The 13,027-nt window shown below is 23.9% G+C and carries 12 protein-coding genes; 5 read left to right on the top strand and 7 right to left on the bottom strand.

The features are described from left to right. The first annotated feature begins 50 nt into the window (after window positions 1-50). From C7380_RS01160 to feoB, 4 genes are read left to right on the top strand one after another with little or no spacing between them, the layout of a single operon-like run. Window positions 51-479, top strand: a complete 429-nt coding sequence (locus tag C7380_RS01160; RefSeq protein ID WP_109603644.1) for a metal-dependent transcriptional regulator — start codon at window positions 51-53, stop codon at window positions 477-479. Between the two features lies 1 nt (window position 480). After that, complete coding sequence (locus tag C7380_RS01155) at window positions 481-699, top strand: FeoA family protein (RefSeq protein ID WP_109603643.1); 219 nt, start codon at window positions 481-483, stop codon at window positions 697-699. 42 nt (window positions 700-741) lie between these two features. After that, window positions 742-975, top strand: a complete 234-nt coding sequence (locus C7380_RS01150) for a FeoA family protein (protein WP_109603642.1) — start codon at window positions 742-744, stop codon at window positions 973-975. Beyond that, the gene (gene feoB / locus C7380_RS01145; protein WP_109603641.1) at window positions 972-2,939 is read left to right on the top strand and encodes a ferrous iron transport protein B; all 1,968 of its coding nucleotides are present in this window, start codon (window positions 972-974) and stop codon (window positions 2,937-2,939) included. Before C7380_RS01150 ends, feoB begins: the two co-directional genes overlap by 4 nt. Before the next feature lie 14 nt (window positions 2,940-2,953). On the opposite strand, the gene C7380_RS01140 is transcribed toward feoB, so the two are convergent. The 7 genes from C7380_RS01140 to C7380_RS01110 all read right to left on the bottom strand — a co-directional run bounded on the left by C7380_RS01140 (window position 2,954) and on the right by C7380_RS01110 (window position 11,407). Continuing rightward, window positions 2,954-4,615 (bottom strand): GGDEF domain-containing protein, encoded by a 1,662-nt coding sequence (locus tag C7380_RS01140; protein WP_109603640.1) that lies wholly within the window; start codon window positions 4,613-4,615, stop codon window positions 2,954-2,956. A 146-nt stretch (window positions 4,616-4,761) separates the two neighbouring features. Next, window positions 4,762-5,781 (bottom strand): alpha/beta hydrolase, encoded by a 1,020-nt coding sequence (locus C7380_RS01135; RefSeq protein WP_109603719.1) that lies wholly within the window; start codon window positions 5,779-5,781, stop codon window positions 4,762-4,764. Further along, window positions 5,765-6,769, bottom strand: a complete 1,005-nt coding sequence (locus tag C7380_RS01130; protein ID WP_109603639.1) for an alpha/beta hydrolase — start codon at window positions 6,767-6,769, stop codon at window positions 5,765-5,767. The genes C7380_RS01135 and C7380_RS01130 overlap by 17 nt, the downstream gene beginning before the upstream one ends. Window positions 6,770-6,863: 94 nt before the next feature. Continuing rightward, window positions 6,864-7,322: a hypothetical protein gene (locus C7380_RS01125; protein WP_109603638.1), complete on the bottom strand. Its 459-nt coding sequence runs from the start codon at window positions 7,320-7,322 to the stop codon at window positions 6,864-6,866. Window positions 7,323-7,332: 10 nt separating this feature from the next. After that, a complete protein-coding gene (locus C7380_RS01120; RefSeq protein ID WP_109603637.1) occupies window positions 7,333-7,866 on the bottom strand; it encodes a hypothetical protein in 534 nt (177 codons plus the stop codon). Between the two features lie 146 nt (window positions 7,867-8,012). Next, on the bottom strand, window positions 8,013-9,992 hold the full coding sequence (locus tag C7380_RS01115; RefSeq protein ID WP_109603636.1) for a methyl-accepting chemotaxis protein: 1,980 nt from the start codon (window positions 9,990-9,992) through the stop codon (window positions 8,013-8,015). Window positions 9,993-10,147: 155 nt separating this feature from the next. Continuing rightward, complete coding sequence (locus tag C7380_RS01110; RefSeq protein WP_109603635.1) at window positions 10,148-11,407, bottom strand: YiiX/YebB-like N1pC/P60 family cysteine hydrolase; 1,260 nt, start codon at window positions 11,405-11,407, stop codon at window positions 10,148-10,150. A gap of 277 nt (window positions 11,408-11,684) precedes the next feature. On the opposite strand from C7380_RS01110, the gene C7380_RS01105 reads away from it, so the two are divergent. Further along, window positions 11,685-13,019: an MFS transporter gene (locus C7380_RS01105; protein WP_109603634.1), complete on the top strand. Its 1,335-nt coding sequence runs from the start codon at window positions 11,685-11,687 to the stop codon at window positions 13,017-13,019. The last annotated feature ends 8 nt before the right edge of the window (window positions 13,020-13,027 follow it).

Here is a 13,027-nt window from a genome sequence, read left to right as displayed (position 1 = left end):
TAAAGGTGGTAAAATAATGTAGAACTAACTACAAAAGGAAGATTAAATTGATGACTGAAAATCTTGAACATTATTTAATAGCTATATACAAGCTATATTTACAAAATAAAATAATACAAGTTAGAGACATAACTAATGAAGCGGAAGTGAAACATTCTTCCGTTATAAGTGCCTTGAAAAGACTTGAATCGTATGACTATATAGAGTATATAAAACATAGTCATATAAATTTAACTCAAAAAGGCATAATTAAAGCTTCAAAATTGTATAAAAGAAAATATATAATGAATAAATTTTTGTTGGATTTTTTAAATTTTAGTGAAAAAGAGGCGGATGAAGTTTCTTGTAAAATAGAGCATATAAACTCAAAAAATTTTTTAAATTCTATAGAATTATTAGAATCTTTTTTTGAAGAAAATGAAAATTATAAAATCGAGTTTCAAAAGCATTTGAAATCTATCAATTTAAAGGAGGAATAAAATGCCTTTAGTATTTGCAAATATTGGAAATTTTATAGTTGAAAAAATAAGTTCAGGTCTTATGATGAAAAGAAGACTTGCAAAAATGGGAATAATGGAAGGAAAAAATATAGAAGTTTTGAGTGGGAATTTTGGAGGCCCTATAATTATATTGGTGGATGGAAGTAGATATGGAATAGGTCAAAATATGGCTAAAAGAATTTTTGTTAAAAACATATAAAATATTATTTTTTTATTTTTTTAAAATTAGGGAGGACTAACAATGTTTCTTGATGAATGTGAAGTAGGATATTCAGGCAAAATAAAAAAGCTTGAAGGAAATTTAAAAGTCAGACAAAGACTTTTAGCAATGGGATTAACACCAGGAATAGAAATATTACTCGTGAGAAAAGCGCCTTTGGGAGATCCTTTAGAAATAAAGATAAGAAATTATTCTTTAAGTCTTAGAAAAGAAGAAGCAAAATATATAGAGATAACCGGAGGCGATAGAGTATGAAAACAGTTGCTTTATGTGGTAATCCAAACAGTGGAAAAACTACAATTTTCAATGCTTTAACTGGAAGTCATCAACATGTAGGGAATTGGCCAGGAGTTACTGTTGAAAAAAAAGAAGGAAAACTTAAATATAATGATGAAGAATATAGAATAGTAGACCTTCCTGGAACATATTCTCTTACAGCTAATTCTATGGATGAAAGAATTGCAAGAGATTTTTTGATAAAAGATAATCCGGATTTAATAGTAGTTGTTGTAGATCAAACTAATATTGAAAGAAATATGTATTTAGTTACAGAGATCATGGAAATGCAAAAAAACACTCTTTTAGTTTTTAATATGAGTGATGAACTTGAAAAAAGACAGATAAAGATAGATATAAATTCAATATCAAAAGAACTTGGAATTCCAATCGTAAAAACATCTGCAAATAAAAAAATTGGTTTAGAAGATTTAAAGAAACAGATTGAAGGATCTTTAAAAAGCCCTCAATATCCAGAGAATTTAAATTATGATGAGAGTTTTGAAAATATCCTAAGTCAGATAAATAATATTATTGAACAAGAAAAAAATATATCTGAAAAATCTAAAAGATGGGTTTCTTTAAAACTTATAGAAGGTGATGTTGAATTTAGAGAAGATATCTCTAAAGATAATTTGACTCAAATAGATAAATTGATAGCTCAATTAGAAAAACAAAATGATGATGATGCAAGTATTATTGTATCTGAAAAAAAATATGATTTTATAACAAAAATATCTGGAAAGTATGTTAAAAGAAAAAATTTAGTTAATAATACTTCTGATAAAATAGATAAAATAATAACTAATAGATGGTTGGGTATACCTATATTTTTGATTATAATGTTTGCTATATTTACTTTGACTTTTACAATTGGTGATGTTTTTAATGGAATGATAGATGATGGCTTTGCATCTTTGGGAGATTTAGTTTCTACAAAATTACCAGATAATTTATTGACAAACTTTATTGTAAATGGATTAATAGGTGGAGTTGGTTCAGTATTAGTTTTCGTGCCTAATATATTTTTATTGTTTTTATTTATATCTTTTCTTGGCGATATTGGATATATGTCAAGAGCTGCTTTTGTTATGGATAAATTAATGACAAAAATCGGACTTCATGGAAAATCATTTATACCTATGATACTTGGTTTTGGGTGTAGTATACCAGCTATAATGAGTACAAGAACTCTTGAATCAAGAAAAGATAGGATAATAACAATACTTGTCACTCCTTTAATGTCTTGTAATGCAAGATTACCTGTATATATATTGATTGCCGGAATATTCTTTCCAAAACATGCAGGTTTAGTTATATTTTCACTTTATTTATTAGGAGTTATTCTTGCTATAATAATGGCAACTATATTTAATAAAACTATGTTTAAAAAAGAAGAAAGCGTATTTATAATGGAATTACCTCCATATAGATTACCAAGTTTAAAAGCTATACTACTTGAAGCTGGAAGAAGAACTATGATGTTTATAAAAAAAGCTGGAACTATAATATTTGGTACAGTTATAGTTATATGGATTCTTGCAACATTACCATCTGGAGTTGAATATGCATCAGAAAGCTCTATAATTGGACATATAGGCTCTGTTATTGCTCCTATATTCAAACCTTTAGGTTTTGGATTTTGGCAAGCAGGAGTTTCTTTAATATTCGGATTTTTAGCAAAAGAAATTGTTATAGGAACTATGGGAACTATATTTGGAGGAGAAGATGTTTTAACTACAGTACTTCCACAGTATTTTAATGCTGCAAGTGCGTATGCATTTTTAGTATTCACATTGATATATACTCCATGTGTTGCGACTATTGGGGCTATAAAACAAGAAATAGGTGCAAAATGGGCTTGGTTTAGTGTGATATATACTTTTGTTCTTGCTTATGTAGTTTCATTTATTGTATATAATATAGGATTATTATTTATATAATAAAAATTGGACCTTTAAAGGTCCAATTTTTTTGATTTTTTATTGATATACATTCTTTCATCGGCTAAATCTATTAAATCTCGGGCATTTAATCCTTCATTTGGTTTGTATATAGAAATTCCAAAACTAAATTCTAAATCGTATTTTAAATTATTTTTTAATTTTATCTTCGAGGCATTTTCTTTTATAAGATCTAAAGTTTTATCAATATAATAAAAATCTGATGAATTTATTATTATTATAAATTCATCGCCACCAAATCTACAGAGTATATCATCTTTTCCTAAAGAATACTTTATGGCTTTTGAAACATTTAACAGATATTTATCACCTTCGCTATGACCATAATTGTCATTAACACTCTTTAATTTATCAAGATCAATAAATATCAATGAAAACATTGTATCTTTTTGATTTGAAAGCTTTATATGATCTTTTATAAATTCAAAACATTTTCTTCTATTATAAGTATTAGTTAAATCATCTTTGGAGGCTAATTTTAAAAGTTTAATTTCCGCAATTTCTTTTTGTCTTATATTATAAGATAATTTTTTATTTAGTTCCATAACTAAATTCATATCTTTTTTTAATTTATCTATTAAATCATTATATGAATATATGATATCATCTATTTCTTTTATTTTTACTTTAGGGGCTTTAATTATCTTTTCTTTATGTATTATATTTTCATGAAGTAATTTTAGAGGTTTAATTAGCATTTTTAAATTTTTTGTCTGTATTGTATACATTATAAACAATACGATTATTGAGATTATTATAAATAAAAGACATAAATAAGATTTATATTTTGAAATTTCATTAAAATCCATATCAAGTTTTATCAAAAAATTATAATCATAGTCAAAAGAATTTTCTTTGTTCAGTTTAAAAGCTCTATATATAGAATTTATGTTATTATTTTTTCTTAAAATAAAAAAATTATCTGAATCTTTAATATTAAAAAAAGAATTTTTATCTTCTATTGTTGCATAATTATCATCTATATAAGATTTATAATATTTATTAAATATGTTTATTTTTTTTACATATGATTTTTCTTTATTATCTATAGAAAATTGATTCAAAAAATTTTCTATAAATGAATCACTTATTTCAATACCTATTTCGAAGATGAAATCTTCTGATATCCTTAAAAAACTATAAAATCTTGTTTTATTAAAATCTATAAAAAAATTTGTTTTTTGAATATTATATTTGTTCGTTTCTAATTTTAAGATACTATTCATCATTTCAGGATATTTACTCTTTAAATCCATATTTAAATCGTTTGTATAATCAGTTTGTATTATGATTCCGTCATTGTTTATAATATAATAATTTATGTTTGTAATATCGGGTGTAATATAATCATTTTTTATACTTTCAAATTTTTTTATGTTATTTTCTATATTCGTAGAGTTTAATTCTGTTAAATGATTTAAAATAGCTTTTGAAATTATATAATATTTTTCATCATTAGAATATAAAGTGTTTTCAAGTTGATTTATATATACATTTAAACTATACATTATTTCATTTTCCATAGAAGGTAATATTTTATAATCAAAGAAATAATTTATTATCAAAGTCATAATAGATATTATGATTATATATATTATTATAAATGTAAATATGAACTTTTTCATGAAAATATTCTGCAAAGAAAATTTACTCATAATCACCACCCTCAAAAACTCCCCATTACATTCTAATATTTATTTATTAAATATAAGTAAAATAAAAAATATGAATACATTAAATTAAAATAAAAAATTAACTTTTAATTTAATAAAAAAAGAAGATTTTATTTAATAAAATCTTCTCATTTATAAATGTTATCAAAATTTTCATCCATCTCATCTTTAGTAAGAATTCTTGAACGTATTTTTGCATCTTTTATATTGAGTTTATTCATTATATATATTGCAACAAAATATTCAAAAGGAAGCCAGCTCACATGACCTATTGGAATTGGATAATATTTACATCCTTTAAACTCTTTTAAAAGACTTTTTCGACTTTTTATTGATAAAGTCTTATCGAATAAAGCTTCAAAAAAAGTCACTTTTTTATAATCTATCAAATGTGCATAGGATAATGGATCTATTTTAAATATAGGATGTATATCACTATTTATTATTTCATCTAAAGTCATTTTTTTTATCGAATCTAAATTTTCATTGTATATTGAAAACATTTTTTGTGGTTCATTTAGATGATTTTCCATTTTGAATCCTTTTTCAATCAATTTTCTTATAAATTTTGTAGCAGGAGATCTATACATTATTTCTGGCAAATGTCCACCTGTTGTTAATAATATCAATTCGCTTATTCTACTATCAATAGAAGATACAATTGTAGAAAGCATTCCGCCAAGACAATATCCTATGAGAGCATTATTTTTATTCCATAATCCATGATCTTCGAGCAGATCTAAAGTTGTTCTTATATCTAATATTCCATTTTCCCAAAAATTATACATTATGTTTATATCAGGCCATAAATAATTTCTACCACTTACAGATTTATCATCTACCCTTGTGTAATTTCCGGGAAGTATCAAAACAGATGAATTTATTCCAACGGATGCCAGATGTCTACCCATCCATAATAAAAATTTTATATTAGAACTTCCCAGTCCATGAACTATTAATACAGAAGCATATACTTTATCTTTTGGTTCAAAATTATAAACTTCTACAGTTTCAGTTCCTTTGCTTATATTTTTATACATCGATTTATATCTAATATAATTACATCTATAATGTCTACCCTTAAATATATATCCACTCATAAAATCAATTTTTTTTCTCTCATAATTAAAATCAATATTTCTTTTCATTTTCATTCATCCTCTTTATAAAAGAAGTAGTTTTATTTATTATTTTTATTGTTTGAAAATCTTTTAATTGAAATTCAAAAGTATGTCCACCATTTTTATGAACAAGAAATTCAAAAGGTACATTATACTCTTTCAATTTTCTTATAGATTTTACAGAAGAATTGAATGGAACGACTTCATCTTCTTTACCATGAACAAATAATACAGGAACCATATTTTTAGAGAACCAATGCATTGGAGAAAAATAAATATATTCATCTTCTTTATCTTTATTAGTTCCTTTCATGGTTGTTATTACAGAAAATTTAGCAAATAAACTTTTATTTTCTTTATCAAGAAGATCTGTGAGATCAGTGGGAGTATAATAAGCTACAACAGATTTTATACCTTCCATTTTTTCTTTATTTTTTAAAAAACTATAAAATGATGAATATAATAAAGCTAAATGTCCACCAGCTGAAAGACCCATTAAAGTTATTTTTTTAGTGTTTAATCTCAATTCTTTACTATTAGATCTTATAAAATCTAAAGCATCTGAATAATCGGATAAAATATCCATCATTTTATTAGAAAATCCAAATCTATAATCAACTGATACTATTGCAAATCCTTGAGAAGCAAGATATTTACACCAAGAAACATTATTGGGCTGATTTCTAAAACCAGATATCCATCCTCCGCCATGAGAAAAGAAAATTACTGGATAGTTGGGTTTAAAATTTTTTGGATACCAAATATCTAATTTTAAATTATTCTTTTCTGCTATTTTATAAGTATAAGTACTCGGACCTTCATAATGATTAGATTCTAAAGGTAATTTACTTGTTAAAATATTTATGATATATATACCAATCCATACGAAAAAACCATAAAATAATACAATCCAGCTTGAAAAAATAGATAAAACGACTAGAAGAGAAAAATAGAATCTTCTTATCAATTTTTTCGATTTAATATAAAAATTTTTTATAGATTTTTTTTTCTTCATTTTTAATCACCCATTAAATTATACAATAATAATGATAAAAATAAAATCCCAAGATTTTATTTCAAATCTTGGGATTTTATAATTTTTATCTATATCAATCTACTGGTATAGCCATTATCCATTCAACTGCCCAGTCATTAATATTGAAAATAGAATTATTTGACTCCATAAATTTTAGAAAATCTTTTATCAATGCATTGACTTTTATTTCTTTTATTTGATAAACAGTTAGATTTCTACTCATAGAAGTTTTAAAATATTTATTATCTTCTTTTGGTTTAACTATATATCCTTTATTTATCATATCATTTATTTTATCATATTTTTGTTCTTCTAATGGAAAAGTTATAGGTATTTTAACTGTATTAGAATCATATGAACTATCTGAATTTCCAAGAATTATATAATCTGAAGTTATAGAAATTTTTCCAAATTTTTCCACGTTATACATATCTGCTGTCATTTTATTTCCATCATAAACATATATAAACTTTGAAGAAAAAGATATGATTCCAATAATTAAAATTAAACTTGTAAATAAAATTTTTTTCATTTTATCCCTCCTAAGAGTCTTTTCTTGTTAAAGTTATACCATTAACATAATAATGTGTATTAGGTATTGTAAAACCTGTATCAGCTGAATAAGTTATTTTTGATACTTTATTATTTTCAAAAGTTAAGTGATTATTTCTAATATTGGATTTAAATTTGATAGTTCCATTATTTTCAGAATTATCAGTATTTGTAAATTTAATATCAAAGTCTAAATCTATTTCATTATAATTTTCTGAAACTTGTATTTCGGGATTTTCAAATTTAACTCTAGTATCATTATAAAAGTTATCTGATTCTATTTTTACTTTATAAGATCCATCATAACTTATTTCAAGTGTAAAATCAGAATATGTTAAAGCCATATCAGGAGAAGATTTTTGAGATGATGTTTCAAATTTTAAATTATATTCTCCTACTAAAGTATTTGAAGTAATATTTCCACCAGTATTTCCGCCATCAATACCGCCTGGAATTGGTGGTGTACAACTTATCAATAGAAATGTTAGAGTTAGCAAACTTAGAAATAACAAAGTTTTTTTCATAATAGTTAACCTCCTTGGTATTTAAATAAATTATATACTATAAAAATAAATTAAACTATATATTTTTGACATTATGTCATTTTTGAGGTATGAAATACACATTTTCATCTCTAAGTTATTATATCATAATATTTAAAAGGTTTAAGTTAAAATTTAAATTTATTTACTTGTGAAATTAAGCCATCTGATAATGCAGCCAATTCTTCAGAGTTAGCACTTACATGTTGAGCAGCTTCTGATTGATCAAAAACAGCTTTGGTTGCATCTTTTACTTGCGAATTTATTTCTACTATTCCTTTTGCTACTCTGTCCATAGCTGCACTCATTTCTTGAGTACTTGCACTTTGTTCTTCAGATGTAGCAGTTATACTTTCTATTTGTTCATTTATTTGAATTATCTTATCTGAAATAACTTCAAATTCTTTAGCTACTAATGTCATACTTTCATTGGCTTTTTCTATTACATCAGTAGTTTCAAGAGTTGATTTGTTTACTGTATTGGTATCATCTTTTATTTCTAAAAGTATTTGTGATATTTCATTGGTTGCTTTAGCACTTTCTTCAGCAAGTTTCCTTATTTCATCTGCAACTACAGCAAAACCTTTTCCAGCTTCTCCAGCACGAGCTGCTTCAATAGCTGCATTTAAAGCTAAAAGATTTGTTTGTTGAGTTATGGAATCTATAGAATCTACTATTTTACCAACATTTTCTGATTTTTTAGATAAATTGTCAACATTTCTTTGAGAATCTTTTGATTTTTTTGAAGCTTCATTAATTTCTAATGTTATAGCTTTTATTGTTTTTAAACCATTTGTTGTAGAAATTTTGGTGTCTTTAGTCGATGTTAATAATGACTGTGCTGCATTTGATAGTGTAGAAGAACTTGAAGCCATTTCTTCTATTCCACTTGTTATTTCTTCAACGGCAGATGAACTATCTTCTAATTTATTTTCTATAAAATTCATTTGAGAACTTAATTCTTCAGTTCCTGCTGAGCTCTCTTCGGCTACACTTGCCAAATCATTTGAAGAAGAATTGATATTTTCAGATGCTTCATTTATTGAATTCATTAGTTCTTTTATATTTATTGCCATTTCATTTAAACTGTTGGCTATAATTCCAATTTCGTCTTTCAATTTAGTTTCGAAATTTACATTTAAATCTCCTGTTCCAAATATTTTTATTTTTTCTTTTAATTTTGTTAAAGGATCACTTATTACTTTTTTTACAAAAATAATTCCTATGATTAATGATATTATTATTATTGTTGTTGAGAATATTAGCATCGTTATGAGTACTTGTGTTGCTTGAGATAGAACTTCTTTTGTTTGAACTGAAGTTACCAATATCCAACCATTTTCAAGGGTGTTAAAGTATATAAATCTTTTTTCTTTTGTATTTGAATCAATATATTCAGATTTTCCATTATCATTATTTATACTTTTGAATAGATTACTGTCCGATATTGATTTTCCAATATTTTCAGGAATAGTGTCTATTAATACAGTTCCATCATTGTTCATTATAAACGAGTGAGAAGAGTTGAATATTTCACTGTCTTTAAGAGAATTTATATATGAAACCATTGAAATATCTATTCCTACAACACCTGTAGTAATATTTGAATTTTTGACTCTTTTAGTAATAGATATTACTAGATCGCCACTCGCTGCATCTACATAAGGATCTGTAAATAATACATCATCGGTGATTAAAGAATTTTTATACCAATCTCTAATTCTTGGATCATAATCATCCGGTAATTTTTGATCTGGTTTCATAAAAAAGACTCCATCTTCTAATCCAATAAATACATTTCTAATATAAGTATATTTTTGTTGAATGTTTGCAAAAGATGTCATTAAAAATGTTTGTTCTGAATTTTTATTTTCTTTAGAGTTTATTACATTTTCTTCATTAGATAAAAATATCATGAATTCTTCGAGATTGGAATTTGTGTTTTCAAAAAAAAGTTTTGTCTTTTCATTTTGTAATAATAATGTTTCATCAACATTAGTTTTTACAGTATTATAATAATTGTAAGTGCTAAAAAAAGATACAATTGCTAAAGGTATGAATGAAATAACAATAATTAATAAAATAACTTTCAATTTGATGCTTTTCATAAAATGCACCTCCCATTTTTTCTGAGAAACCTTTTATTAAAATAATAATAATCGTTTCTTTAATTTATTATATCACATGATATATGAATATGATGTTAAATTTTGAATTATTTATTTAACAGATGATAAAAAATAAATCCTCTATAAAAGAGGATTTATTTTTGTAAAATGTCTAAAATATTTCTTTGTAAGCTCAATTCCAATTCTTTAGCATCTTTTAAAGTAGCAATTTTTGTTTTTTCGGATCCATCTAAAAATATTGGAACACTGAATTTGTTTTTAAGGGCATATTCTATTAAATCGTTTGGACTTAACATCCATCTGAATTTACTATATTTAAAAGGAATATTTATAAATTTTTTATAAGATAAGTATACAAGTTCTGAACATACTAATTCATCTGAATTTTCAAAATCAAATTTGTAATCATATTCTTTTCCATAATGAGAAAATGATTCTAAAACTACTTCAAATATCTCTTCTTGGTTCAGATCTGATCTGACAGCAGCAAAATAATCAGATTCTCCCATGTTTTCTACTTTGTTTATTGATACTCCTTTTGCAATTGCTTCTATTATTGAATAATCATTGTTTTTTAAGTTTTTGTATATTAAAGGAAATTTTTGTTTTATATAATCTGAAAATTTTTTCCCATTTAATTGTTTTATATTTTTAAAATAATCATTCATTTGATCTAAATTGCCAAGATATATTCCAGAATGAGTCCAAAAACTTCCAATTCCTATATTTGTTAATTGCCAGTTAAGTCTTCTTACTATTATATCTCCTGGATTTAATTTTTTTGTTATTAATTTTACTTGACTTTTTTTTATAAATTTATGATTTCTTGGTATATATTGAACTCCAGTTATTGATATTGCTAAATATTTCTGAAGTGCATAAAATGATTCCATTGTCATATTTTCATAGTTTTTATAAAGATTAAAGAAAAGATTATTATTATTTTGAATATTTATTGTGTTTGAAAAAACTGTTATTGAAAGGTTGAATATTAAACTAATCGTTATTAGGTTTTTTTTAAAATTTTTTTTAAATATTATTTTAAATAATTTTATCATTAATAAAGATAAAAAAGTTATATTAGCTATTAATAGAGGAATTGATATTATTATTGTATATTCTTTGAATAAATTTGAACCAGTTATTAAAAAAGCAAGTAAAAAATAAGTTATAAAAACTTTTAAACTCTCTTTTAAAGTAGTTTTTTTGAATTTTGATATATGATAACTTAAGTTTTTGAATGTAGAGTATAAAATTAAGAATCCTATAGATATCAATATTATTAATAATCCAATTCTATATGAGCTTTCATTGAATAAATTTTTATTTATTATCCAATTTGATAGTATTATAGATAAAAATATTGTTATGAAATATAAAAACGTTTTTTTCAACTTTTTCACCCCAAAGATAAATAAAATAATAGTGTACTAATATTATAATACACCAAATCATGGAAGTCAATTTAAAATTACATAAATTTAGTTAATAATAAGTTATTTTGATGTATAAGATATAAAAATATTGTAAAAAATAAATTAAAATAAGGAGCTTTTTTTCTTGTATTCATTCTTTATAATTAGTTTAATTAAACATAAGAATAGTTAAACTTATGTTTATATAAAAGGTTATAATATTAATTAACATATGATTTTTTCGGGGTGAAAAATATTGACAAAATTAACATCAACTATGAAATATTCTATAGCTGAAGGTAGTGTTTATAATTCTTTTTTCATTGCAACACAAGGTTTTATAATTACATCTATTGCTTTGTTTTTTGGTTCTAATCCACTTGAAATTTCTTTAATATCTTCATTTCCAGTTATTGCACAATTGTTTCAGATTTTCACAAAAAAAATATTAAAAAAATTTAGAAGTCGAAAAAAATCTTTAATGTTTTTTGCTTTTTTGTCTAGAACTGTTTTTTTAATATTACCTGTATTAATTTTTTTAGATTTTAAAAATAAGTATATTTTAGTTGCTGTTTTTTCAATATTTTCTTTTTTTGGAACTTTTGTAGGGAATATATGGACTTCATCCATGAGAGATATAATTAAATTTGAAGATAGGGGAAAATATTTTGGATTTAGAAATATATTTTCATCTATTTCCGGTATAGTTATGTTATTTGTCTATTCACAATTATTAAATTTAAAAGATACTGGTAAGAGTATGTTATTTATAACTTTAATAATGAGTTTTTTTTCAATATTTTCTGTTTATCTTTTATATAAACATAATATACCTGAATCAGATATAAAAGCTCTTGATGTTAAATTGGGTAAAACGTTTAAGGATAGTCAATTTAAAAGGTTTTTAAAGTTTATAATGGTTTGGACTTTTGCAGTTGAATTTACAAGACCTTATTTTTCATATTATGAAATTACAATTTTGAATGTTAATTATGAATTTTTAGGTCATATGAGTATGTTAACGAGTATATTGTCTATTTTTTTATATATGTTATATGGAAATATGATCGATGAATTTGGAAATAAAAATATTTTAAGTTTAGGAATGACTATATCAACTATATCAACTTTATTGTTTTTTTTGATGAGAGTTTATAATTATAAGTCTATAATTTTAATGGATTCAATTTTTTCTGCTTTTGCTTGGTCTGCAATAAATTTAGCCATATTAAATTTATTACTTGAAATCGCTAAAGATCCAGTTGAAAATTATGTCGCAGCTTATTCTATTGCTTCGGGGTTTGCAGCTATTTGTGCTTCTTTAGCGGGAGGATTTTTAGGGAATTTTTTAAAAGGAAAAGTATTTTATATTTTTGATGAAAGTTATTATGGTATTCAATTGATTTTTATAATAGGCTTTATATTAAGAATTTATTCTATATTGCTTTTGAGTAATGTTAAAGCTTTTGAGAAGCCTTTGAAATATAAAGGTATTGTTATAAGTAATTCTATTTCTTTTAGAAGAAGAGATGTTAATTTGGGAATATATACTAAGATATTGAGCATTTTTAAAACAAATAAGGAGAAGTAATTTTTATT

Origin of the sequence: Oceanotoga teriensis, from assembly GCF_003148465.1 — a bacterium.
Classification (GTDB): Bacteria; Thermotogota; Thermotogae; order Petrotogales; family Petrotogaceae; genus Oceanotoga; species Oceanotoga teriensis.
The sequence above is the reverse complement of the archived record's forward strand: the minus strand, read 5'-3'. Positions and strand labels throughout refer to the sequence as shown.

What these genes read in the sequence shown, in the direction of transcription:
- C7380_RS01150 (WP_109603642.1), top strand. Translation starts at nt 742, where the DNA reads ATGTTTCTTGATGAATGTGAAGTAGGATATTCAGGCAAAATAAAAAAG.
- C7380_RS01160 (WP_109603644.1), top strand. Translation starts at nt 51, where the DNA reads ATGACTGAAAATCTTGAACATTATTTAATAGCTATATACAAGCTATAT.
- C7380_RS01130 (WP_109603639.1), bottom strand. Translation starts at nt 6,769, where the DNA reads ATGAAGAAAAAAAAATCTATAAAAAATTTTTATATTAAATCGAAAAAA.
- C7380_RS01140 (WP_109603640.1), bottom strand. Translation starts at nt 4,615, where the DNA reads ATGAGTAAATTTTCTTTGCAGAATATTTTCATGAAAAAGTTCATATTT.
- C7380_RS01135 (WP_109603719.1), bottom strand. Translation starts at nt 5,781, where the DNA reads ATGAAAAGAAATATTGATTTTAATTATGAGAGAAAAAAAATTGATTTT.
- C7380_RS01155 (WP_109603643.1), top strand. Translation starts at nt 481, where the DNA reads ATGCCTTTAGTATTTGCAAATATTGGAAATTTTATAGTTGAAAAAATA.
- C7380_RS01120 (WP_109603637.1), bottom strand. Translation starts at nt 7,866, where the DNA reads ATGAAAAAAACTTTGTTATTTCTAAGTTTGCTAACTCTAACATTTCTA.
- feoB (WP_109603641.1), top strand. Translation starts at nt 972, where the DNA reads ATGAAAACAGTTGCTTTATGTGGTAATCCAAACAGTGGAAAAACTACA.
- C7380_RS01115 (WP_109603636.1), bottom strand. Translation starts at nt 9,992, where the DNA reads ATGAAAAGCATCAAATTGAAAGTTATTTTATTAATTATTGTTATTTCA.
- C7380_RS01125 (WP_109603638.1), bottom strand. Translation starts at nt 7,322, where the DNA reads ATGAAAAAAATTTTATTTACAAGTTTAATTTTAATTATTGGAATCATA.